General features: G+C 70.3%; 22 protein-coding genes, 1 pseudogene and 1 riboswitch. Of the genes and pseudogenes, 11 read left to right on the forward strand and 12 right to left on the reverse strand.

Translation table 11 applies throughout. The features are described from left to right. Positions 1-74: 74 nt before the first annotated feature. The 5 genes from cobG (at position 75) to HWY45_RS09610 (ending at position 6,055) form a co-directional block, all read left to right on the forward strand. On the forward strand, positions 75-1,427 hold the full coding sequence (gene cobG / locus HWY45_RS09590; RefSeq protein WP_279607682.1) for a precorrin-3B synthase: 1,353 nt from the start codon (positions 75-77) through the stop codon (positions 1,425-1,427). After that, positions 1,420-2,046: a precorrin-8X methylmutase gene (locus HWY45_RS09595; protein WP_059560717.1), complete on the forward strand. Its 627-nt coding sequence runs from the start codon at positions 1,420-1,422 to the stop codon at positions 2,044-2,046. Before cobG ends, HWY45_RS09595 begins: the two co-directional genes overlap by 8 nt. Next, a complete protein-coding gene (locus HWY45_RS09600; RefSeq protein ID WP_059560714.1) occupies positions 2,043-2,777 on the forward strand; it encodes a precorrin-2 C(20)-methyltransferase in 735 nt (244 codons plus the stop codon). The genes HWY45_RS09595 and HWY45_RS09600 overlap by 4 nt, the downstream gene beginning before the upstream one ends. Then, entirely contained in the window at positions 2,774-4,486 is a 1,713-nt protein-coding gene (gene cobJ / locus HWY45_RS09605; protein ID WP_059885974.1) for a precorrin-3B C(17)-methyltransferase, read from the forward strand. The genes HWY45_RS09600 and cobJ overlap by 4 nt, the downstream gene beginning before the upstream one ends. A 210-nt stretch (positions 4,487-4,696) precedes the next feature. Next, positions 4,697-6,055 (forward strand): chitinase, encoded by a 1,359-nt coding sequence (locus tag HWY45_RS09610; RefSeq protein ID WP_059807230.1) that lies wholly within the window; start codon positions 4,697-4,699, stop codon positions 6,053-6,055. 114 nt (positions 6,056-6,169) lie between these two features. Here HWY45_RS09610 and HWY45_RS09615 read toward each other — a convergent pair. Next, positions 6,170-6,547, reverse strand: a pseudogene (locus HWY45_RS09615) (IclR family transcriptional regulator domain-containing protein); the annotation flags it as partial. A gap of 109 nt (positions 6,548-6,656) precedes the next feature. Here HWY45_RS09615 and HWY45_RS09620 point away from each other — a divergent pair. Together HWY45_RS09620 and HWY45_RS09625 are read left to right on the forward strand one after the other, a co-directional pair. Further along, positions 6,657-7,109, forward strand: coding sequence for a hypothetical protein (locus HWY45_RS09620; RefSeq protein WP_376697692.1), 453 nt, complete (start codon positions 6,657-6,659; stop codon positions 7,107-7,109). 510 nt (positions 7,110-7,619) lie between these two features. Continuing rightward, entirely contained in the window at positions 7,620-7,886 is a 267-nt protein-coding gene (locus HWY45_RS09625) for a hypothetical protein (RefSeq protein WP_059885976.1), read from the forward strand. A gap of 9 nt (positions 7,887-7,895) precedes the next feature. Here HWY45_RS09625 and HWY45_RS09630 read toward each other — a convergent pair whose 3' ends face one another. From HWY45_RS09630 to HWY45_RS09675, 10 genes are all read right to left on the reverse strand, one after another. Further along, positions 7,896-8,108, reverse strand: coding sequence for a hypothetical protein (locus tag HWY45_RS09630; RefSeq protein WP_230942440.1), 213 nt, complete (start codon positions 8,106-8,108; stop codon positions 7,896-7,898). Between the two features lie 181 nt (positions 8,109-8,289). Next, positions 8,290-8,616 (reverse strand): low molecular weight protein tyrosine phosphatase family protein, encoded by a 327-nt coding sequence (locus tag HWY45_RS09635; RefSeq protein ID WP_059560687.1) that lies wholly within the window; start codon positions 8,614-8,616, stop codon positions 8,290-8,292. Positions 8,617-8,627: 11 nt separating this feature from the next. Continuing rightward, complete coding sequence (locus tag HWY45_RS09640; protein ID WP_059806820.1) at positions 8,628-9,200, reverse strand: DUF1993 domain-containing protein; 573 nt, start codon at positions 9,198-9,200, stop codon at positions 8,628-8,630. Positions 9,201-9,308: 108 nt separating this feature from the next. Further along, positions 9,309-9,833: a GNAT family N-acetyltransferase gene (locus HWY45_RS09645; protein WP_059885977.1), complete on the reverse strand. Its 525-nt coding sequence runs from the start codon at positions 9,831-9,833 to the stop codon at positions 9,309-9,311. 188 nt (positions 9,834-10,021) lie between these two features. Beyond that, a complete protein-coding gene (locus HWY45_RS09650) occupies positions 10,022-10,306 on the reverse strand; it encodes a hypothetical protein (protein ID WP_124480333.1) in 285 nt (94 codons plus the stop codon). Between the two features lie 119 nt (positions 10,307-10,425). Continuing rightward, a complete protein-coding gene (locus HWY45_RS09655) occupies positions 10,426-10,992 on the reverse strand; it encodes a vWA domain-containing protein (RefSeq protein WP_059885981.1) in 567 nt (188 codons plus the stop codon). Between the two features lie 107 nt (positions 10,993-11,099). Continuing rightward, complete coding sequence (locus HWY45_RS09660; protein ID WP_059885983.1) at positions 11,100-12,191, reverse strand: magnesium chelatase ATPase subunit I; 1,092 nt, start codon at positions 12,189-12,191, stop codon at positions 11,100-11,102. Next, positions 12,188-15,991 (reverse strand): cobaltochelatase subunit CobN, encoded by a 3,804-nt coding sequence (gene cobN / locus HWY45_RS09665; protein WP_059885985.1) that lies wholly within the window; start codon positions 15,989-15,991, stop codon positions 12,188-12,190. The genes HWY45_RS09660 and cobN overlap by 4 nt, the downstream gene beginning before the upstream one ends. Before the next feature lie 6 nt (positions 15,992-15,997). After that, entirely contained in the window at positions 15,998-17,077 is a 1,080-nt protein-coding gene (gene cobW / locus HWY45_RS09670; RefSeq protein WP_059885988.1) for a cobalamin biosynthesis protein CobW, read from the reverse strand. A gap of 26 nt (positions 17,078-17,103) precedes the next feature. Then, positions 17,104-18,162 carry a HoxN/HupN/NixA family nickel/cobalt transporter gene (locus tag HWY45_RS09675; protein ID WP_059885990.1) on the reverse strand — a complete coding sequence of 353 codons (1,059 nt, stop codon included), beginning with the start codon at positions 18,160-18,162 and terminating at the stop codon, positions 17,104-17,106. 184 nt (positions 18,163-18,346) lie between these two features. Then, positions 18,347-18,613: riboswitch (cobalamin riboswitch) on the reverse strand. A gap of 707 nt (positions 18,614-19,320) precedes the next feature. Between HWY45_RS09675 and cobA the strand changes: the two genes are divergently transcribed. From cobA to HWY45_RS09695, 4 genes are read left to right on the forward strand one after another with little or no spacing between them, the layout of a single operon-like run. Continuing rightward, positions 19,321-20,088 (forward strand): uroporphyrinogen-III C-methyltransferase, encoded by a 768-nt coding sequence (gene cobA / locus HWY45_RS09680; protein WP_059886223.1) that lies wholly within the window; start codon positions 19,321-19,323, stop codon positions 20,086-20,088. Next, entirely contained in the window at positions 20,088-20,462 is a 375-nt protein-coding gene (locus HWY45_RS09685; protein ID WP_059885992.1) for a cobalamin biosynthesis protein, read from the forward strand. Before cobA ends, HWY45_RS09685 begins: the two co-directional genes overlap by 1 nt. A 28-nt stretch (positions 20,463-20,490) precedes the next feature. Continuing rightward, complete coding sequence (cobO, locus tag HWY45_RS09690) at positions 20,491-21,093, forward strand: cob(I)yrinic acid a,c-diamide adenosyltransferase (protein WP_059560648.1); 603 nt, start codon at positions 20,491-20,493, stop codon at positions 21,091-21,093. A 3-nt stretch (positions 21,094-21,096) separates the two neighbouring features. Continuing rightward, on the forward strand, positions 21,097-22,401 hold the full coding sequence (locus tag HWY45_RS09695) for a cobyrinic acid a,c-diamide synthase CobB (RefSeq protein WP_059885993.1): 1,305 nt from the start codon (positions 21,097-21,099) through the stop codon (positions 22,399-22,401). Positions 22,402-22,525: 124 nt separating this feature from the next. Here the strand turns inward: HWY45_RS09695 and bamE are convergent, their stop codons facing one another. Continuing rightward, the gene (bamE, locus tag HWY45_RS09700) at positions 22,526-23,065 is read right to left on the reverse strand and encodes an outer membrane protein assembly factor BamE domain-containing protein (RefSeq protein WP_059560639.1); all 540 of its coding nucleotides are present in this window, start codon (positions 23,063-23,065) and stop codon (positions 22,526-22,528) included. Between the last annotated feature and the right edge of the window lie 359 nt (positions 23,066-23,424).

Genomic DNA, 23,424 nt, shown 5'->3' on the forward strand with positions numbered 1-23,424 from the left:
CGATGGCCGCGGCGCGACACTGCTCGGATGCCCCGTTGAGCTCCACCCCCATTCCGTCCCCTGCTTCGCCCACCGTGCGCCCGTCGGCCTGCCCGGGGCTCGTGCGCGTCGTCGCCGCGGCCGACGGCGGCCTGTGCCGGATCAAGCTGCCGGGCGGCCGGTTCGACGCGCGGCAGGCGCGCGCGATCGCCGCCGTCGCGCAGGCGCACGGCTCCGGCGTGATCGAGGCGACCAACCGCGCGAACCTGCAGGTGCGCGGCATCCGCGCCGGCGAAGCCGGTGCGCTCACCCGCGCGCTGCTCGACGCGGGGCTCGGCCCGCTCGTCGACGCCGACGGCGATGCGGCCGCGCTCGCGGCCAGCGACGACGTGCGCAACCTGATGCTGAATCCGCTTGCAGGACGCGACCCCGACGCGCTCGTCGACAGCGCTGCGCTCGCCGCGCCGCTGCTCGACATGCTCGCGCGCGAGCCGCGCCGTTTCGAGCTGTCGCCGAAATTCGCGATCCAGCTCGACGGCGGCGAGCGCATCGCGGCGCTCGATCATCCGCACGACATCTGGCTCGCCGCGTGGCGTCGCGGCGACGGCGCAGTGCGCATCGCGGCCGGGCTCGCCGGCTGCCCGCCGGTCGCGGCCGGCGCTGCGCCCGCGCTCGTCGACGTCGCACCGGCGGATACCGTCGCGCTGGTCCGCGCGCTGCTGCTCGCGTTCCTCGATCTCGCGCCGGCCGACACGACGCGCATGCGTGCGCTGCTGGCCACCTGCGGCGCGCACACGCTGCTCGCGCGCGCGCAAGCCACGCTCCCGTTTCCGCTTGCCGCCGATCCAGCGCTGCAAGACTGGCGGCGTGCGCCGTCCGATCCCGCGCTGCGCTTCGGTGCGCAGCCGGTGCGCGACGCGGGGCGCTGCAGCGTCGGCGCGCAGTTCGCGCTCGGCCGTCTCGACGGCGCGCGGCTCGAGCGGCTCGCGGCCCTCGCCGACGCGCACGGCGACGGCACGCTGTCGATGACGCCGTGGCAAGGCGTGTTCGTGCACGGCGTCGCGACGGGCGCGGCCCCCACGGTGCGCGACGCGCTCGCCGCGCTCGGCCTCGTCGTGTCGCCCGGCGATCCGCTCGCGCGGATGGTGGCCTGCGCGGGCAGCGCCGGTTGCGCGAAGGCGCGCGCCGACACGAAGCGCGACGCGCTCGCGCTCGCCGCGCGCATCGGCACGGTGCGCGACCTGCACCTGACCGGCTGCGAGCGCCACTGCGCACTGCCGCATCCCGCCGCGTACACGCTCGTCGCGGTCGGGCCGGCGCACTATGACCTTTACCGGCGCGACGGCGCAGCGGGCCTCGGCACCGCGCTCGCGCGCCACTTGACGATCGATGAAGCCGCGGCCCGCCTGGGCGAGGCGCGGCCAAGCCAGGACCCCTACGATGCTTGACTACATACGCGACGGGCAGGAAATCTACCGCCAGTCGTTCGCGACGATCCGCGCCGAGGCCGACCTGTCGCGCATCCCGGCCGACCTCGAAAAACTCGCGGTGCGCGTGATCCACGCGTGCGGCATGGTCGACGTGGTCGACGATCTGCGCTTCTCCGCCGGTGCGGGCGCAGCGGGCCGCGCGGCGCTGGCCGCCGGCGCGCCGATTCTCTGCGACGCGAAGATGGTGGCCGAAGGCATCACGCGCGCGCGGCTGCCGGCCGGCAATCGCGTGGTCTGCACGCTCGGCGAGCCCGAGGTGCCCGACCTCGCGCGGCAGCTCGGCAACACGCGCTCGGCCGCCGCGCTCGAACTGTGGCGAGCGCAGCTCGCGGGCAGCGTCGTCGTGATCGGCAATGCGCCGACCGCGCTGTTCCACCTGCTCGACATGATCGACGCCGGCGCGCCGCGCCCCGCGCTGATCCTCGGCTTCCCGGTCGGCTTCATCGGCGCGGCCGAGTCGAAGGCGCTGCTCGCCGCCGACAGCCGCGGCGTGCCGTACGTCGCGCTGCTCGGCCGGCGCGGCGGCAGCGCGATGGCGGCCGCCGCGGTCAACGCGCTCGCGACGGAGGCCGAATGACGGCCGCGCGCGGGCGCCTGTTCGGCCTCGGCGTGGGCCCGGGCGACCCCGAACTGATGACGCTGAAGGCGGTGCGGCTGCTGCAGGCCGCGCCGGTGGTCGCGTACTTCGTCGCGAAGGGCAAGAAAGGCAATGCGTACGGCATCGTCGAAGCGCATTTGCTCGACGCGCAGGTGCAGTTGCCGCTCGTCTATCCGGTGACGACCGAAGCGCTGCCGCCGCCGCTCTGCTACGAAACCGTGATCGCCGATTTCTACGACACGGCCGCCGAAGTCGTGGCCGCGCATCTCGACGCGGGCCGCGACGTCGCGGTGATCTGCGAAGGCGATCCGTTCTTCTACGGCTCGTACATGTACCTGCACGACCGCCTCGCGCCGCGCTACGACACCGAAGTCGTGCCCGGCGTGTGCTCGATGCTCGGCGGCACGGCCGTGCTCGGGCAGCCGCTCGTGTACCGGAACCAGAGCCTGTCGGTGCTGTCCGGCGTGCTGCCCGAGGATGAGCTGCGCACGCGGCTCGCGCAGGCCGACGCGGCCGTGATCATGAAGCTCGGCCGCAACTTCGACAAGGTGCGGCGTGTGCTCGACGAGCTGGGCCTCGCGAAACGCGCGCTGTACGTCGAGCGCGCGACGATGGCGAACCAGCGCATCGTGCCGCTCGACGCGGTCGACCCGATGGCGTCGCCGTATTTCTCGCTGCTCGTCGTGCCGGGGGAAAAATGGCAAGGATGACCACCCCGCCCGCGATCGTGATCCTCGGCGCGGGCGCGCTCGATACCGCGCGGCGCATCCAGGCGCGCTATCCGGGCGCGCAGGTGCATGCGCTGGCGTCGCGCGTCGCCGCCGACGTGCCGTTCGACGAACTCGGCGCGCATCTGCGCGAACTGTATGCGCGCGGCTTGCCGATCGTCGCGCTGTGCGCGGCCGGCATCGTGATCCGCTGCATCGCGCCCGCGCTCGCCGACAAGGGCGTCGAGCCGCCGGTGCTGGCCGTCGCGGAGGACGGCTCGGCCGTCGTGCCGCTGCTCGGCGGCCTCACCGGCGTGAACGTGATCGCACGCGAGCTGGCCGACTGGCTCGGCGTCGCGCCCGCGATCACGACGAGCGGCGAGCTGCGCTTCGGCGCATGCGTGCTCAATCCGCCCGACGGCTACGCGCTCGCGGATCTCGCGCAAGGCAAGCGCTTCGTGTCCGACCTGCTCGCGGGCGCAGCGACCCGCGTCGACGGCGCGGCACCATGGCTCGACGACGTCGCGCTGCCGTGCGACGACGCGGCCACGCATGCGATCCGCGTGACGCCGCTCGCATGGCGCGGCGCGCAAGACGAACTCGTGATCCATCCGCGCAGCGTCGTGGTCGGGATCGGCGTGCAACCGGTCGCGCCGAGCGCCACGCTCGACGCACGCGTGCACGCGCTGCTCGATTTGCACGGCCTCGCGCCGCAGGCGCTCGCGGCCCTCGTCGCGCCGGCCGCGCTGATCGGCGATGCCGCGCTCGAAGCGGCTTCGGACGCGCTCGGCGTGCCGCTGCGTTTCGTCGATGCCGACGACGCCGATGCCGACGCACAGGCAGCCGCCGTGCTCGAACGCGCGCTGCGCGTGCCGCACACGATGCACGCGCCGCACGACGGGCTGGCCTGCGCGGTGGCCGCGCAGCCCGTCGATCCGAACACGCTGGGCCGCGCGCGCGGCCGCCTCACCGTGGTCGGCCTCGGGCCCGGCGGCGCGGCATGGCTCACGCCCGCCGCGCGCGCCGCGCTCGCGGACGCCACCGACATCCTCGGCTACACGACCTACGTGAACATGGCCGGCCCGTTTCGCGCCGAGCAGCGCGTGCACGGCACCGACAATCGCGAGGAGATGCAGCGCGCGCGCCATGCGTTCGAGCTGGCGGCCGAAGGCCGTCGCGTCGCGGTGGTGTCGTCCGGCGATCCGGGCGTGTTCGCGATGGCCGCGGCCGTGCTCGAAGCGCTCGACGAGGCGCGCGACCCGCGCTGGGCGGCGGTCGCGCTGCGCGTCGAGCCCGGCGTGTCGGCGTCGCTCGCGACGGCCGCGCAGGCCGGCGCGCCGCTCGGCCACGACTTCTGCGTGATCTCGCTGTCGGACAACCTGAAGCCGTGGGACGTGATCGAAACGCGCCTGCGGCATGCCGCCGAAGCCGATCTCGTGATGGCGTTCTACAACCCGATCTCGCGCGCACGGCCGTGGCAGCTCGATCGCGCGCTCGACGTCGTGCGCGCGCAGCGCGCGGCGGACACCGTCGTCGTGCTCGGCCGCGACATCGGCCGGCCCGGCGCGACGCTCGTCAACACGACGCTCGGCGCGCTGCGCGCCGATCAGGTCGACATGCGCACGATGGTGATCGTCGGCTCGTCCACCACGCGGCGCTTTTCCGTCAACAATGGACGGGATTGGGTCTACACCCCGCGCTGGTATCGCTGAACGCGCGCCGGGCCGCGTGCCCGGCGCCGTATCGAATGCATGCGATTGTTTCGCACAGCGATTCAAACAAAATTAAAACGTAATTAAGGATTCACGATTGATCTGCAATCCTCCAAGATGAGCGCGCCGCGATCCGGGTCCATCCCATGCCCGGCCGATTGCGGCGGTGATGCGCAGGCCAGCGTATCGCTCATCCACATGGAGAACACAATGCAAAACAGCGTGTTGTCGCATCTCATCCCGCGCGCGATCGCCGCGGGCTGCCTGCTCGCCGGTGCGAGCGTATCCCAGGCAGCGGGCGCATTCGCGCCCTACGTCGACGTGACGCTCTACCCGACGCCACTCGTCGACAGGATCGGTGTTCAGCAAGGCATCCAGCAATTCACGCTCGCGTTCGTGGTCGCGGGCAACGGCTGCACGCCGTCGTGGGGCGGCGTGCAGGCGATCGGCAACGGCGCGACCGGCGACCTGCTGACGTCGATCGGCACGGCCATCACGAACTATCGCGCGAAAGGCGGCGAGGTTGCCGTGTCGTTCGGCGGCGCGAACGGCACGCCGCTGATGAGGGCGTGCACGAGCGTCCCCGCGCTGAAGACAGCACTCCAGACCGTGATCGACACGTACAGCCTCACGCATGTCGACTTCGACATCGAGGGCGCGTCGCAGCTCGACGCGGCGGCCGTCGCGCGCAACTTCCAGGCGGTCGCGCAGCTGCAGGCCGACTATGCGGCGAAGGGCAAGCCGCTGCACGTCACGCTGACGCTGCCGACCATGCCGACCGGGCTCATCCAGGACGGCCTGAACGTCCTCACCGCGGCGATCGCGAACAAGGTCAACCTCGACGCGGTGAACGTGATGACGATGGACTACGGCCCCGCCGGCATCGACATGGGCGCGGCCGCGATCAGCGCGGCGCAGGGGCTCTACTCGCAGCTCGACACCGCGTACAAGTCCGCCGGCCAGCCGAAGAGCAGCGCGCAGCTGTGGCAGATGGTGGGCGTCACGCCGATGATCGGCGTGAACGACACGCAGGGCGAGACGTTCACGCTCGACAACGCGCAGAGCGTGCTGAACACGGCCATCAACAACGGCTACGGCTTCATCAGCTACTGGTCGTCGACCCGCGACAAGCAGTGCGACAGCAACACCGGCTATGCGTCGCCGATCTGCTCGGGCGTCACGCAGCAGCCGTACGCATTCGCGTCGATCTTCAAGAAGCTCGACGCCAAGTGGGGCACGGGCGTCACGCAGGATCCGAACTACGGCGGCGGCTCGGACGGCGGCGGCACGCCGCAGCCGGGCGCACCGTGGTCCGCGAGCCAGGTCTACACGGCGGGCGCGACGGTCACGTACCAGGGCGTGACCTACCAGGCGCAATGGTGGACCAAGGGCGACATCCCGGGCCAGGCATCGGTGTGGAAGGCCGTGAACGGCGGCACGCCGGATTGGTCGGCGGCCACCGCCTATCAGGCCGGCGCGTGCGTGATGTACCAGGGCGCGAAGTACTGCGCGAAATGGTGGACCCAGGGCGATACGCCGAGCGCGGGCGGCGTGTGGGCAAGAGCGTGATGCGGCGCGTTCCGGCCGCGTGACGTGATGCGGGCCGCGTCGGCATCGGCCGGCGCGGCCCGTGGCGCGCACTGCGCGGGTGTCGGGCGGGACGGCCCCGCCCCGACGCCCGCGTCAGCGCCGATCGTGTTCGGCGAGCAGGCGCGGCTTTGCGGCGACGTGCGCGGCGACGTGCGCGTCGTAATGCAGGCGAATGCGTTCCGTCGGCCCGACGATCGACTGCCCGTACCAGTCGCCGTCGATCGGCAGCGCGATCGCGACCGCCGACAGTTCCGGCGCGCTTTCGCCGACGTTGTCGGCCCATCCTTGCGTGCGGCTTCGCGCGGCGTGTTCGACCAGTGCGGGCCGGCTCGTGGTCGTCGCATTCGTGAAGCGCTCGAACGACAGCTGGCCGCCGAGCGCCTGCTGCGCATCGGCCGGCAGCTCCGCGAAGATCGCCTTGCCGATCGAGTTCGCGTGCAGCGGACGCAGCTCGCCCGGCTGGCGCGTATAGATGCGCAGCCCCGCCGGCGCGCCTTGCTGCCCGTGTTCCGTCATGTGTGTCGCTCCCGGTTCCTGGTTTCGGCATCGGCGAACTATTCTTGTATGTGAATTTGTATTCTTGTATGAGAATTTCGATGTCAAGCAAGAGAAGACCGGATGCGATGGCCGCGCGCCGGGTGGCGTCTGTCCGGTTGCCGGGGCACGCCGCCCTTCGCTAAGCTGGCGTTCCGACGCCTCCCCACCCGAATCCGGGGACTTCATGAAACGCATGCTGCTGGCCGCCGTGACGTTCGCGGCGACGCTGACCGTCGCTCACGCGCAAACCCAGACCTACCATTTCGGAGAAGGACAGATGCAGCCGCAAGGCGCGGCGCAACCGGCGCAACCCGCGCCGCTGCCGGGCGCGACACAGGGCACACCGCTGCCGCAAGGCTCGGCGCCGACCGCGCGGCCCGCGCCGCGACGGGCGCATGTGACCCCGCATCGGCATTACCGGCACGCGGTGGTCAAGCAGCGCCACCACGCGCGACATGTCAAGCGGACGCGGCGCGGCGTCTACAAGCACACCTGATTCGGCCGGCCATGCCGGTCGACGACATTCATGTGACGTTCACGGGCCTGTCATGCGTTATTTCGGATGGCGATGCACCTGGCGCTCGCACGTCCGCGCAATGTGACCTATGCTTTCGGCAACGTATCGATTTCACCCATGAACCGGCCGGCGCGTTTTCGCTCGTCACGCGCCGCGCAAGCATCGTGTACCGGCATGACAGCCGCGCCCCGCCGATCGCGGGCGCGGTGTCACGACACCATTGGCCGTCCGGCACGGCCCGGCGCGATCGCTGTCGCAAGAGGCGGCACGCCACGAATCATCCGAGGAAACCGCATTGGAGCATTCCGCGCCGCCCCGTGTGAAGCATCACGCCCGTGCCGGCCGAACGGATGCCGGATCGTGCGGTTTTCCTGCCCGTCGGCTCAGGGTCGGCGGTAACCGGCGCGAATCACGCGTTGCATCCGGGCCGTCGAGCCCGGTTGCAACCGTGAAGCACACCCGACCTCCTCCACTGACAGCGAGCCCATCATGACGAGCCTGTACAACTACCGCGGGTACACGATCGAAGTCCGCTGCGAGCATCAGCCGGGCGCGGAAGCGGACACGCATGCGCCGGCCCCCGGCTATGTCGCCGTGGTCCAGGTGCGCGCGGGCGATACGTCGTCGATCTTCTTCTCGCCGGTGAGGCTCGCGGACGACTACGGCAAGCCGTTCGCCGACAGCCTCGATGCGCTGAGCGCGGGCCGCACGGCGGGCGAGATCATCGTCGACGATCTGTTGTCGAGCGCTGGCTGAAGGCGCGCGTCAGCGCAACCGTTTGCGCGTCAGTTCGCGTCCTTCGTAGACGATGAGGAAGATGCCGAGCATCGTGGCGCCGACGGCCACGTATTCGCCCAGGCCGCTCGTGCCATGCTGGAGCGCGGAATTGATGCCGAAGCCGATGCCGACGGCAATCAGCGCGAGGCCGGCGAGCAGCCCGCCGATCGGTCCCGTGTGGGTTTTGTTGAAGGTGCTCATGTTGTTACGCCCGTAGCCCATCTTGTTCTGATCACGTGCGGCGCGTACGGTGCGGGGACCGGCACGGCGCCAAGTTTTCGTGATTCGACTATATCCGGACATAAATTGCGTCAACGCATGCGGCGGATCTTTTCGATGAAGTGTTGCGGCGAGCCGACGTCGTTATTGCGCGGCGCGCCGCTCACGATCGCAGGAAAGCTCCGGCCTTTCGCTCGAGCAGCGCGATCAGCTCCGGCTGCATGAACGCGTACTTGTCGGGAATGTCGAGGCACACGATCTTCTTGTGCCGCAAGTCCGCGCCGAATTGCCTCGACAGCTTCGCCTTATGCACGCGCTCCATCACGAAAATGACGTCGGCCCATGCGATCTGCTCGCGCGAAACGATGGACTCGGCGTCGGGCGCGACGCCGGCCGAATCCGTTTCGATGCCGGGCCACGCTGCAAATACGGCTTCCGCCGTCGGGCTGCGCAGCCGGTTGCGGCTGCAGATGAAGAGTGCTCGCGTCATGCCTGATGCGATCAGCCTTGCGGCATCGTGCCGGGACGGAGGTACGCCAGCATGTAGGACACGTAGTCCGCCTTGCCGAGTTCGACGCCCTGGTTGCGCAGGATCGCGTACGCGGTGATCACGTGAAAGTAGAACTGCGGCAGCGCCCAGTCGCGCGCGTATTGTTCGCCCGTCATGTCGAAGACGACGCCGTTGGGCAGTTCGAGCGCGATCGGCAGCGCACCGCCTTCGTCCAGCGCGGTCGGCGACAGGCTGTCGAGCAACGCAAGCGCATCGGCAATGCGCGCCTTCGCGTCGGCCCACGTGCCCGGCTGCGCGTTGGCGTTCCATCCTTCCTGCCGTATCGCCAGCAGCGTGTCCGGAAGCGGTTCGCCGCGCAGGCGGCAGACCGGTTCGAGCGCCTGAAAGCACGCGAACCGGACCTGAGCCGCGAGCGGATACATGTCCGCGGCAAGCCGCTCCGACAGCAGTGGATCGGGCTCGGCGCCCGCCGCCTGTCGATGGGCGGCAGCCTTGTCGAGCCACGACGACAGGCCTTGCAGGAACTGGGTGAAGGTGGGGATGAGAAGCTGGGTGGGCGACACGTAATCCTCCGATGAAATCAGGGCGGCACAACGATACCAGCGGGTAATGATTCGTGGCAATCGCATGACGGCCGTCGCGGCGAAACGCGCGGGTGCGACGCGTGCGCGTCAACGCAGCGCAAGCCTGAACCCGTATACCTTCAGCGTCTGCAGGGCAACATCGAGTTCCTCGGCGCGCACGAAGCCTAGTTTTTCATACATGCCCCAGGCAAGCTGCATCGGCTTCGTCGTGTGGAGCACGACCGCGGCATGGCCCCGCCGACGGGCGAGATCGATGCACGCCAGCGTCAGTGCCTTGCCCGCCCCGCCACCGCGAAAGGCCGGATCGACGCCGAGCAAGCGGATACCAGACGCGTTTCGGATACCGTTGACCGCGTCGCTCGACCCATATTCGGCCATGTCGCCGAAATACACGACACCGCCGATGAGTTCATCGCGTTCGGACACGGCAACCAGAACGCGCGCGTCCGGCTTCTCCGTGAAACGCGCGATGTTCGCGAGCATGTCGTAGTAGCCCGGCTGCTCGTCGGGGGACGGGAAGCCGGGCAATGCGGCATAGGCCTTCACCAACAATTGCCCAAGCCGGGGCAGTTCGTCGGCGCGCGCGTCGCGAATGGAGAAGCCGGGATTCATGGGTCAAGCGTCACGGTGTGCACGTTGTTGTGTGGACGGTCGGGCAAGGGTATACGGGGTCGGGCAGGCCGCACCTTGTGGCGACTTGCCAAACGGGAAGCGCCGAACCACATTCCGGATTCGGCCGTCTTTTCGGTCTTTGGTCATGCAATTTTCAGTCGGATACCGTTGATGGGAAAAGGCAAGTTTCAATCCCCGACAGTTCGATAACCCTGATGATGCAAATGCCGGTACACCCAGCGATTCCCGTGGCGCGCACAATAGACACTTTTTACCGTCAGCAGCAACAAGGCCAGAATCACGAAGGCCACATGATCGCGAGTGAGAAGCAGACCGGCGACGGCATCAGCCGCAAACAATCGCCCTCCTTGAACGATCAGCCCTTCGGAGTAGGCCCACATCGTGCTGAATATCAATGCCCACCAGTTAAAGCCGCAATTCACGCTGCGTTCGGGCATGATCGAATGGATCATGAGTCGGGTCGACGTCATCGCGCCTGGAAGAAGAGAATATTCACAGAGCAGTTATCGTCCTGAATGCGGCGCGCTTTAATTTCTTCGGGAGCGCATCGTCCCGGTCCTTCACCCGCCACTCAACCGCGCACCAGACCCTGCGCAGCCACCCACTCCGCCCCCCACGCCGCCGCGATCCGCTCCCCCCGCCCGACCCTTACCGCCGCATCGTCAAAATCGACGAACACGACCTGATCCGCCGCCTCCGGCCGCGCCGGCATCTCGCGCGTGCGCCCGTCCGACAGCACCCACAGCCACCGCTGCTTGTCCGGCTCGCGGCGCGCCTCCCGCGCGAGCAGCCTCGCGGCCGCATCGACCCCATCCGCGAACGGCGTGCCGCCGCCGCCCACCGGTTCGAGCCAGCGCGCATTCCACCACCTCGGCACTGCCGGCCCGAACCGCCGCTCGGCCCCCGAACCGCCAAAGCAAATCAACGCCGTTTCCGCCCGCGCCCGCGCGGCCTCGTCGAAATACGCGACGATCAACCCCTTCGCCGCCGCCAGCCGCTCGAACGACAGCATCGACGCCGAGCAGTCGAGCACGAAGCAATGCAGCGCGCGCGGCGCGCCCGCCGGTTTCCGGAACCGCAGATGATCGGCCTGCAGGCGCTCGCCGCGCTTGACCGCGAACGTCGCCGGCCACGCCACGGCGGCAACGCCCGCGCCGGTGCGCGCGACGCCCGGCGTGTACTCCGTTGCGCCCTGCTGCCATCGAGTGCCGCGAAGCGAAGTCGCGGCGGCGCCGGCTCGATGGCTCAGCGTTTTTTTAGTGGCAGCGGCAGCGGAATCACCCCCTTCACCGCGTGCAAACCGGCCGGTTCGGGCGGCAGGTAGCCCCAGTCGCCTTGCGAGCCTTGCGAATCCGCATCGCCCGAATGCGCGGCATCCGGCGGCGTCTCCCGCCCGCCGTGCGGAGGATTCGGCGGCGACGTCGAACCTGACGCATCATCGCCGGCCCCCGCCGCAGCCGGCGGCGTCGCATGCGTGCCCCGCCGATGCCGCAGCACCGATTCCGCGACACGGTCGACATGGTCGACCGTCACCGCATCGGCGCCTTCGAGCGCCGCGAGCGCGCGCGCCGCGCGCAGCATCACGAGATCGGCGCGCAGGCCGTCGACCGCCGCATCGATGCACAGCGCGCTGACCCGCGCATGCACCGCATCGTCGAAGTCCAGCGCGGCAAGCGCCCCGCGCGCCACCCTCACCCGCTCGGCCAGCTCGCGCTGCGCCGCCTCGTGCCGCGCCCGGAACGCATCCGGCTCGAGATCGAACGCGAGCCGCGCCTTCACGATCTGCTGGCGCTGCGCGGCGTCGAAGCAATTCCCGAGCTCGACCATCAGCCCGAAGCGATCGAGCAATTGCGGCCGCAGTTCCCCTTCCTCCGGATTCATCGTGCCGACCAGCACGAAGCGCGCGTCGTGCGCGTGCGACACGCCATCGCGCTCGACGATGTTGACGCCGCTCGCGGCGACGTCGAGCAGCGTATCGACGAGCCCGTCCGCGAGCAGGTTCACTTCGTCCACGTACAGCACGCCGCGATGCGCGCGCGCGAGCAGCCCCGGCCGGAAGCGCACGCCGTTTTCCGCGAGCGCATGCGCGAGATCGAGCGTGCCGGTCACCTGCTCGTCGCTCGCCGACAGCGGCAGCGTCACGAACTCGCCTTCCGGCAGCAGCTCGGCCAGCGCACGCGCGGCGGTGGATTTCGCGGTGCCGCGCGGCCCGCTGACGAGCACGCCGCCGAGCGACGGATCGACTGCCGCGAGCAGCAGCGCCTGTTGCAGCGCGGCTTGCCCGACGAGCGCGGTGAACGGAAACACCGCGCGCTGGCGGTGCGTCGGATCGGTCATCGCCGTGCTCCTTCCTGGTGGTGTTCGCTCGCGAGCCAGACCGCCTCGATCCGCTCGCGATAGTCGCCCGGCTGTTGCCACAGCCCGCGCTGCATCGCCTCGACGAAGCGCTCGCAGATGCCCTGCAGCGCGCGCGGGTTGTGCCGCTCGAGGAACGCGCGCGTGTCGTCGTCGAACAGGTATGCGTCGGCGACGAGCGCGTATTGATGGTCGGCCAGCACGCGCGCGGTCGCGTCATAGCCGTACAGGTAGTCGACGGTCGCGGCCATTTCCGCCGCGCCCTTGTAGCCGTGCCGCTTCACGCCGTCGAGCCACTTCGGGTTGACGACGCGCGAGCGGATCACCCGCGCGATTTCCTCGCGCAGCGTGCGCATCTTCGGCGCGGCCGGGTTCGCGTGGTCGCCGTGATACAGGCTCGGCTGGCGGCCCGACAGGTGCCGCACCGCGGCCGTCATGCCACCCTGGAACTGGTAGTAGTCGTTCGAATCGAGGATGTCGTGCTCGCGGCTGTCCTGGTTCTGCACGACGACGTCGATCGTCGCGAGCCGCTCGCCGAACACGTCGGCCGCGGCATCGCCCGCGCTGTTCTGCGCATACGCGTGGCCGCCCCATTGACGGTACGCGTCGGCGAGATCCGCGTCGGTCTGCCAGCGGCGCTGGTCGATCAGATCCTGCAGCCCCGCGCCGTAGCTGCCGGGCCGCGCGCCGAACACGCGCCAGCCGGCGCGGCGCCGCGCTTCGTCGGCGGGCACACCCTGCTCGATCCACTTCGCGCGTTCGCGCTCGATGCGCGCGCGGATCGGGTTCAGATGCTCGGGCTCGTCGAGCGCCGCGACCGCCTGCACGGCCGCGTCGAACAGGTGCATCAGGTTCGGGAACGCGTCGCGGAAAAAGCCCGACACGCGCAGCGTCACGTCGATGCGCGGCCGGTCGAAGATCTCGATCGGCAGGATTTCGAAATCGGTCACGCGGTGGCTGCCGTGCGCCCATTTCGGCCGCACGCCGATCAGCGCGAAGGCCTGCGCGATGTCGTCGCCGCCGGTGCGCATCGTCGCCGTGCCCCACACCGACAGGCCGATCGCGCGCGGGTAATCGCCGTGATCCTGCAGATGCCGCTCGATCAGCTGCTGCGCGGATTTCAGGCCGAGCGACCATGCGGCCTGCGTCGGCACCGCGCGCGTGTCGACCGAATAGAAGTTGCGGCCGGTTGGCAGCACGTCGGGGCGGCCGCGCGACGGCGAACCGCTCGGGCCGGGCGGCACGAAGCGGCCGTCGAGCCCGCGCAGCAACTGGCGCAGCTCCTCGCCGCCGCATGCGTCTAGCGCGGGCATCAGCGTCGCGCGCACGCGCTCGATCACGGGCAACGTGTGCGTCCAGACGCCCGGCGGCGGCTCGCACGCGTCGCCCGGCGCGCTCGCGCACAGGCGGTCGAGCCACTGCTGCGCCAGCCGTTCGAGCCGCTCGCGCGTATCGCCCGCATGGCGCCACGTCGATTCATCGACCGCCTGCAGCAGCGCCGGGCGCGGCCCTTGCCACGGCGCGGCCCAGTCGGCGGCGAGCGGATCGAAATCGTCGCCGAGCGCGAGGTCGCGCGCGAGCGCGCCGATCAATCCGGCGCGCGCCTGCTGGCCATCGCCGATCGGAAAGCGCGCAAGCGCGAGCAGCGTGTCGCGCCGCTGGCGATCGGCCGGCGACGCGCCGAACACATGCAGCCCGTCGCGGATCTGCGCTTCCTTCAGCTCGCACAGCCACGCGTCGACGCGCGTCAGCAGCTCATCCTCGTCGCTCGCATCGCGCGGCGGCGCGACGCTCAGTTCGTCATGCAGACGATGCTCGGCGATCGTCGCGAGGATCGTCTTGCGCAGCAGCTTCGCGCGCCGCGCGTCGACCATCAGCGCTTCGTAGTATTCGTCGACCTGCCGCTCGAGGTCCTGCAGCGGGCCGTAGTTTTCCGCGCGCGTGAGCGGCGGCATCAGGTGATCGATGATCACCGCCTGCGCGCGCCGCTTTGCCTGGCTGCCCTCGCCCGGATCGTTGACGATGAACGGATACAGATGCGGCAGCGGCCCGAGCGTCAGGTCGGGCCAGCACGCGTCGGACAGCGCGACGCTCTTGCCCGGCAGCCATTCGAGGTTGCCGTGCTTGCCGAGGTGGATCACCGCGTCGACGCGGAACGCGTGGCGCAGCCAGAAATAGAACGCGAGATACGCGTGCGGCGGCACGAGATCCGCGTCGTGATAGCTCGCGTAGTCGTTCTCGCCGCGCGAGCGCGACGGCTGGATGCCGACGAACACGTTGCCCGCGCGCCAGCCCGCGATCGTGAAGCGCCCGTGGCGCAGCGTTGGGTCGGCTTCGGGCCGCCCCCAGCGCGCGTTCAGCGCGTCGCGCACGGCCGCCGGCAGGCGTTCGAAATGCGTCAGGTAGTCGGCGAGCGCAAAGCTCTGGAACGCGGGCCGCAGCGCGTGCATCGCCGGGTCGTTGGTCACGCCTTCGGTGAGCCGCGCGATCAGCGCGTCGCCGTCGGCCGGCAAGTCCGCAACCCGGTAGCCCGCGTCGCGCAGCGTCGCGAGCACGCCGAGCGCCGACGCGGGCGTGTCGAGCCCGACGCCGTTGCCGATCCGCCCTTCGCTCTGCGGATAGTTCGCGAGGATCAGCGCGACGCGCTTGTCCGCGTTGTCGAGCGTACGCAGCCGGCACCAGCCGCGCGCGAGCGCCGCGACGAAGCCGATGCGCTCCGCGTCGGGCTGGTAGCGCACCACGTCGACCTCGGTATGCGGGCAGCGGTAGGCAAGCCCCTTGAAGCTCACCGCGCGCGTGACGATGCGGCCGTCGACTTCCGGCAGCGCGACGTGCATCGCGATGTCGCGCGCATGCAGCCCCTGGTTGTCGGCGAGCCATGCGTCGCGGTTGCCGCCGGACAGGATCACCTGCAGCACCGGCGCATCGCCCGCGAGGATGTCGGGTTCAGGGTCGTCGATCGCGCCCGCCGCGAACGCGGTCGTGTTGAGCACGAGCGCGACGTCGTGCGCTTCGCACAGCCGCGCGACGATCTCGCGGCTCACCGTGTCCTTCAGCGACGTCACCGCGACCGGCAGCGGATTCAGCCCTTCGCGGATCAACGCGTCGGCAAGCGCGTCGAACACCGCGGTGTTCGCGGCCTGCCAGTGCGCCTTGTAGAACAGGATCGCGACGACGGGTGCGCCGGGCGTCCAGCGCGGCAGCCAGTCGTCGATGCTGGCCGGGTCGCGCGCCGGGTGATACAGCGCGGCGGCCGGCAGCGGGCGCGGCGGCTCCGGCTCGTCGCCGAAACCGAGGGTGTGAAACGCGATGCTGCGCAACAGCGCCTCGGCGTTGTGCGCGCCGCCCTCGCGCAGGTAGCGCCACCACATCCGGCACAGCGCGGGGTCGACCGTGCTCTTCGCGATCAGGTTCGGGTCTTCCTGCAGGTCGCCCGAAAACATCGCAAGCCGCTGCTTCTGCCGCGACGCGAGCGACACCGCCTGCTCGATCCCGTACGGCCAATATGCCTCGCCGCCGAGGTGGTCGATCACGACCGCCTTCGCGTGCTTCAGCACGTCGTCGACGTAGAAATCGACCGACGCCGGCTGGCGCAGGAACGTCACGTTCGCGAGCCGCACGCTCGGAAAGCCACCGGCCAAGCGCGGCACGACGCTCGCGAGCAGCGACAGCGTCGTATCCGCCGAGCTCAGGATCACGATCTCGGCGGGCCGCTGGTCGATCCGGACGACGCCCTGCGTATCGTCGACGAAGCCGCCCGGCGTGGTGCGCAGCAGATGCATCGCGGGTTACGCCTGTTGCAGCTCGGCCGCGAGCGCCGCGTCGAACGCGCGCTGCAGCTCGGCCGCGTCGAGATCCTCGCCGATCAGCACGAAGCGGCTCGCGCGCGCTTCGCCGTCCTGCCAGCGGCGGTCGAAGTAGCTGTCGAAACGGCGGCCGACGCCCTGGATCACGAGCCGCATCGGCGCGTCCGGCAGCGCGGCGAAGCCTTTCGCGCGATAGATCGTGTGGGTTTCGACGACGCGCTTGAGCGCGGCGATCGTCGCATCCCGCGAACCCGCGTCGCCGCTGACGACCACCGAATCGAAATCGTCGTGATGGTGGTCGTGATCCTCGTCGTCGGCCGAGCCGTGGTGATCGTGGCGCAGGTGGATGGTTTCCTCGGACGCCGATTCGAGCCCGAGCAGCATCGCGAGATCGAGCTCGCCGCGCTCGGCGCGCACGATCTTCACCTGCGGCGGGATCTCCTCGCGGATCGCCGCCTCGACCTGCGCGAGCTGCGCAGCGTCGACGAGGTCGGCCTTGTTGACGATCACGAGATCGGCGGACGACAGCTGGTCGGCGAACAGCTCGTGCAGCGGCGATTCGTGGTCGAGGTTCGGGTCGGCGCGGCGCTGCGCGTCGACCGCCTGCGGGTTCTCGGCGAACTGCCCGCTCGCGGTGGCCGGCCCGTCGACGACGGTCACGACCGCATCGACCGTGAAGCTGTTGCGGATCGTCGGCCAGTTGAACGCCTGCACGAGCGGCTTCGGCAGCGCGAGGCCGGAGGTCTCGATCAGCACGTGGTCGATGTCGGCGCGGCGCTCGACGAGCGCTTCCATCACCGGGTAGAACTCCTCCTGCACGGTGCAGCACAGGCAGCCGTTCGCGAGTTCGTAGAGCTGGCCGGACGCTTCGCCCTCGCCGTCGTCGCAGCCGATCCCGCAGCCCTTGAGGATTTCGCCGTCGATGCCGAGCTCGCCGAATTCGTTGACGATCACCGCGATGCGGCGGCCCTGCGCGTGTTGCAGGATGTGGCGCATCAGCGTCGTCTTGCCGCTGCCGAGAAAGCCCGTGACGATGGTGACGGGCAGCTTGCGCATGGTCATGGAATGTCCTGTGTCGTAAAAGGGAGTCAGGCGGAGATCGTCACGTCGATCTCGTCGTAGCGCTTCATGCGGTAGATCGCGGCCGACACGAGCCAGCACGCGAGGAACAGGCCGATCACCACGTAGCCGAGCATGCCGAAGTGCGACGCGACCATCGCGGCGAAGTCCCACACGGGGCCCTGCAGCGACAGCTTGTCGGCGAGCAGCGCGAGTACCTCGATGCCGCCGATCAGCGCGGCGACCAGCACCGATACGAACGTGATCGTCATGTTGTAGTAGATCTTGCGGATCGGCCGCACGTAGGCCCAGCGGTACGCGCCCATCATCAGGATGCCGTCGGTCGTATCGACGAGCGTCATGCCGGCCGTAAACAGCGCGGGCAGGACCATCACCGACCAGAACGACAGGCCGCCCTGCACCTGCGTGGCCGAGATGCCGAACAGCGCGATCTCGGTCGCGGTGTCGAAGCCGAAACCGAACAGGAAGCCGACCGGATACAGGTGCCAGCTGCGCGACACGAGGCGGAACAGCGGCCGGAACAGCCGCGCGAGCACGCCGCGCTGGTTCAGCAGCATGTCGAGGTCCGCCTCGACGATCGCTTCGCCGCGCCGCGCGGCGCGGAACGTCCGGTACACGGAAATCAGGATCAGCAGGTTCGCGGCCGCGAGCACCAGCAGGAAGAACGCCGACACGCTGGTGCTGATCACGCCGCCCCACGCCTTCATGCTTTCGAAGCGCGACAGCGACGCGGCGGTGAGCGCGACCGCGACGGACATCACGATCACCACCGTCGAATGGCCGAGCGAGAAGAACAGGCCCGCGCCGAGCGGGCTGCGGCCTTCCTGCATCAGCTTGCGGGTGACGTTGTCGATGGCGGCGATGTGGTCGGCGTCGACCGCGTGGCGCAGGCCGAACACGTACGCGAGCAGCGCGGTGCCGAGCAGCACGGGCTGGTCGTGGAACGCGACGAACGCCCAGATCCACGCGCCGGCGTTGAACGCAATGAGCAGCGCATAGATCGCGACGATTTTGCCGCGCAGGCCGGACGGGCTGTCGTTGAACAGGCGGAAGAACGAGTCGAGCATGGTGCTCCCTGGCGAACGGTCGACATGGTGAATGCCAACACGGCCGGCGCCATACGCTCGGGCCCGCGCGCGCTGCCGGATGCCGGGCCGGCGCGAAGCGCGCGGCGGGCCGGAATGCGGAACACGCTCGGATACCGGACGCGCTGCGGCGGCGGCCGTGGACGATGCGCCGCATCCCCGCGGCGCTGAACCCCTCGTCTCGGCCGGTATCCGGGCTGACGAACACGCCGCTTCGCCTTCCCGGACGCGCGACGCATCCAGTGGCGGTCGTCCGCATGCGCAGCAGGCATGCGGCGAAGCGGCGCTGCCTTGCGCGTGGCGCAAGGCGTTCGCTTACCGTTGCGGGGGCAGCACAGGTTGGCATGGCTGCGGGGCAGCCGAGCGTCCTGTTTCCCGTTTAACTGCGCGCGCCGGAAAGGCGCGCGCGAGCACCGAAACGCGTGCGAGTGTAGGCGTCGCGGGCGGGAGCGTCAAGGCGAGACGGCGGGCCGGCCGGAACGTTCACGCCGCGCGCGCCGCCCCCTCCGCGATCGCCTTGCGCAGCCTCGTCCGCGCGGGGCAAGCCGATGTTGGTATGCGGCTGGCAGCCGGCAATCCAGGCCTTGCTCGTGACGTCGGGCGGATGATCGCAAACCAATTTGCGGCCGCGCAATGCATCGGCTGCCGGATCGATCCCGATCGAATGCGGGCTCAATCGGCCGGCCCTCCGGGCCAATGGCACGCTGTGCTATCGTATGCGCCGCGTTCGGTGCTCGCGCCCGCCCTCCGGCGGGCGCAGTTAAACGGGAAACAGGAGGCGGCGCGACCGCCCGGCCTGTGCTGTCCCCGCAACGGTACGCCGCCCGCGTGACGCGCCCCGAGCGCGCGCGCCCATGCCGCCCACGATGCCACTGCCCGCCAGCGCCGGGTGGGAAGGCCGCGGCCTGGCAAGCGGCCAGCCCGGATACCGGCCGACGCAAGGGGCGAGCACGACGCTCGCGAACGCCCGGTCCGCGGGGGACGGACTGCGTGCGCTGACCGTGCGCCTATCATGCGCTTATGCCCGCGTCGAGCGGGCCCCGTTCATTCCGCTATGCATCGCATCCTCGCAGGCCGGCTTCGCGCCCTCCGTTCGCCGCACGCCACCGCTTCGTCACGGCTCGCGCCGTGCCGCGCGCGATGAGCCGCGCCTGGCTGGTCGGCGCCGGCCCCGGCGACGCGGACCTGCTGACGCTCAAGGCGGTGCGCGCGATCGGCGCGGCCGACGTGCTGCTCGTCGACGATCTCGTGAACCCGGATGTGCTGCAGCATGCGCGCGCCGATGCAATCGTCGAACACGTCGGCAAGCGCGGCGGCCACGCGTCGACGCCGCAGGAAGCGATCATCGCCGCGATGCTCGCGCACCTGCGCGCAGGCCGCAGCGTCGCGCGCCTGAAAGGCGGCGACCCGTTCGTGTTCGGCCGCGGCGGCGAGGAGCTGATCGCGCTCGGCGCGGCGGGCTTTCCGGTCGAGGTCGTGAGCGGCATCACCGCCGGCATCGCCGCGCCGGCCGCGCTCGGCATCCCGGTCACGCATCGCGGCGATGCGCAGGGCGTGATCTTCGTCACCGGCCACGGCGCGGGCGACGACGAACCGGACTGGCACGCGCTCGCCGCGACCCGCATGACACTCGTGATCTACATGGGCATCCGCCGGCTCGGCGCGATCGCCGCCGCGCTGCGCGCGGGCGGCCTGCCGGACGACACGCCGTGCGCGGCGATCGAATCGGCGACGCGGCCCGGGCAGCGTCACGCGCTGGCGACGCTCGCGACGCTGGTCGACACCGTCGGCGCGGCCGGCATCGGCTCGCCGGCGATCGTCGTGATCGGCCACGTCGCCGCGCTGGCCGCCGACCCCGCGGTGCAGGCCGCGCTGGCCGGCGCCGCTCCGCCGCCGGCGCGCGCGTGATGCGGGTCGCCCTCGGCCTCGGCTTTCGTGCGGGCGTGAGCGCCGCGCAGCTCGACGCCGCGATTCGCGCGGCGCTCGCGCATCACCCGCACGCGCGGCCGGCCGTCGTCGCGACGCTCGTCGACAAATCCCGCGCACGCGCGCTGCGCACGCTGTGCGCGCGGCGCGGCTGGCCGCTCGTCGCGTTCGACGCCGCACAGCTCGCCGCGCATCCCGAACTGGCCGCCAGCGCACCGTCGGCCGCCGCCCTCGCCCGCTTCGGCGTGGCCGGCGTCGCCGAGCCGTGTGCGCGGCTCGCCGCGCCGCGCGGCCGGCTGCTCGGCCCGAAATTCGCACGGGGCGGCGTGACGGTCGCGTTCGCCGGCCCGCTTTGACCTCCTTTTATCGACAGGACGAATCCCGATGAAAACCGATCCCGACGCGCATCAGCGGATGACCGAACGGCGCCGCGCCGGCCACGAGAAGAAGCAGGCCGCCGCCGTCAACGAGAAGGGCCTGCTGATGGTCCACACGGGCAACGGCAAGGGCAAGAGCACCGCCGCGTTCGGCATGGCCGTGCGCGTGCTCGGCCACGGCATGCGGCTCGGCGTCGTGCAGTTCATCAAGGGCGCGCTGCACACGTCCGAGCGCGATTTCCTCGGCGCGGTCGCGCACTGCGATTTCGTGACGATGGGCGACGGCTATACGTGGAACACGCAGAACCGCGACGCCGACATCGCGACCGCCCGCAAGGGCTGGGACGAGGCGCGCCGGATGATCGAGAGCGGCGATTACCAGATGGTGATCCTCGACGAGCTGAACACCGTGCTGAAGTACGAATACCTGCCGCTCGACGAAGTGCTCGCGACGCTCGCCGCGCGCCCCGCGTCGCTGCACGTCGTGGTGACGGGCCGCCATGCGCCCGATGCGCTGATCGAGGCGGCCGACCTCGTCACCGAGATGCGCCTCGTCAAGCATCCGTACAAGGAGCAAGGCGTGAAGGCGCAGCGCGGCGTGGAGTTCTGAACGATGCCCGCCTGCCCGGCGCTGTTCGTCAGCGCGCCCGCGTCCGGCCAGGGCAAGACGTCGGTGACGGCCGGCCTCGCGCGGCTGCACCGCCGGCTCGGCCGGCGCGTGCGCGTGTTCAAGACCGGCCCGGATTTTCTCGATCCGATGCTGCTCGAGCGCGCGAGCGGCGCGCCCGTGCATGCGCTCGATCTCGGCATGGTCGGTGAGGCCGGCTGCCGCGCGCTGCTCGCCGATGCGGCGCGCGACGCCGACCTGATCCTGATCGAAGGCGTGATGGGGCTGTTCGACGGCACGCCGAGCAGCGCCGATCTGGCCACCGCGTTCGGCGTGCCGGTCGTCGCGGTGATCTCCGCGAAATCGATGGCGCAGACCTTCGCGGCGATCGCGTTCGGGCTCGCGCGGTTCCGGCCCGGCCTGCCGTTTCACGGCGTGCTCGCCAACCGGGTCGGCTCCGCGCGGCACGCGGAACTGCTGCAGCAGGCGCTGCCCGGCGACCTGCGCTGGCTCGGCCACGTGCCGGCCGACGCGGGCATCGCGCTGCCGGAGCGGCATCTCGGCCTGCATCAGCCGAACGACATCGACGATCTCGACGCGCGGCTCGAGCGCGCGGCCGATGCGCTGGCGAATACGACGCTCGCGGCATTGCCGCCCGCGGTCGCGTTCGCGGAACCGGAGCCCGCCGCGCCGCTCCCCCGCGCGCTGGCCGGCAAGCGCATCGCGATCGCGCGCGACGCCGCGTTCTCGTTCATCTATCCGGCCAATCTCGCGCTGCTCGACGCGCTCGGCGCGCAGTTGCGGTTCTTCTCGCCGCTCGCCGACGAACCGGTGCCCGACGGGTGCGACGCGCTGTTCCTGCCGGGCGGTTATCCGGAGCTGCACGCGTCGACGCTCGCGGCGCGCGCGACCACCGCGCGGACGATCCGCGCGCATGCGGCGGCCAGCAGGCCGATCGTCGCGGAATGCGGGGGGATGGTGTATCTGTGCGATGCGCTGACGGACGTCGACGGCGCGACCACGCCGATGCTCGGCCTGCTGCCGGGCGTCGCGACGATGCAGCGCCGCTTCGCCGCGCTGGGCATGCAGCAGCTCGACACGCACGCGGGGCCGATGCGCGGCCATACGTTCCATTATTCGCGGCTCGATACGCCGCTTGCGCCGGTGGCGGCCGCCGTGCGCCCGGACGGCGGCGCAGGCAGCGGCGAGGCCGTGTACCGCACGGGGTCGATCGTCGCGACGTACATGCACATGTACTGGCCGTCGAATCCGTTGGCGGCGGCGGCGCTGTTCGCAGGCGCGGTGCCTTGAATTTGAAGGAAGGACGCGTCCGCCATCGAGCGGACGGCATGCGAGGCAGGCCCGCGCACACGTTGCGCCGGGTCGCGCGGCCCGCTTCGAGCAACGTCGCCCGGCAAGCCGCATCACGGCGCCATCACGGCCTTTCCCGTCCGGGCGCCTCCGATCGCGATGTCCTGATGACGATCCCGCCGGGCGAGAAATGCGCATTGAACATCGCATCGCCCGATACGCCGCCCTCGGCCCAGTGCCAGCTCCATACCTCTTCGTGGCTCAACGCGTATTGCGCGACCGACGTCGGCTTGCCGAGCAGTTGCCGCACATCGTCCTTCGACATGCCGGGCACGACCTTCGCGATGTTGTCCGCGGTCAATGCCTGTGTGATCGAAACGAGCCTGCCGTCGGGCCCGAAATCGAGCATGTAGGTGCTCGTGCCGAACGGGCCGCGCGGGTACTCGAAGCGCTGCGAGCCGTCTTCGTTCTGCCTGACCATCTCCGGCTTGCCCGCGTCGCGAAGCACGTCCTCGACCGTCGACACGCCCGGCTGCAGTTTGCCGAATGCCAGGTTGTCCGGTTTGATTGCATTGACCGCGTCGGCGACCTTCTGGTCGTCGCACCCCGCCACGAGGAAACCGGCCGCGCACGCGGTCAGCGCGGTCAGGAGAAGTTTTCGCATTTCGTCTGTGCCGTATCGATTGAGCCGGTTCGATGCCGCGCGCGGGCCTCGCCAAGCGAGGCGGCCATGCGGGCCTCGGAAGGAACCGGTGACGCGGCGCAGCGTAGCACGCGAGTTGCCGCCGGGATGTCAAGGAGCGTCAAATCCTGCTTGAGCGCGATACGGCGGGCGTACCGCCGATGACCCGAGAACGCGCACGGCATCCGGACCTTGATCGAGCGACGGTGACGCCGCACACACACTGTCGAGCGACACATTCAAGGACAGACCGCGTGATCGCCGAGCGAAACGGCGGTGTTGCGTGACATAGGCAGCCTCCGGTTCAACGCGTCGATCAAATACCAAAGTTCGGTACTCGA

It is taken from the genome of Burkholderia stagnalis, assembly GCF_902830275.1.
Classification (GTDB): Bacteria; Pseudomonadota; Gammaproteobacteria; order Burkholderiales; family Burkholderiaceae; genus Burkholderia; species Burkholderia stagnalis.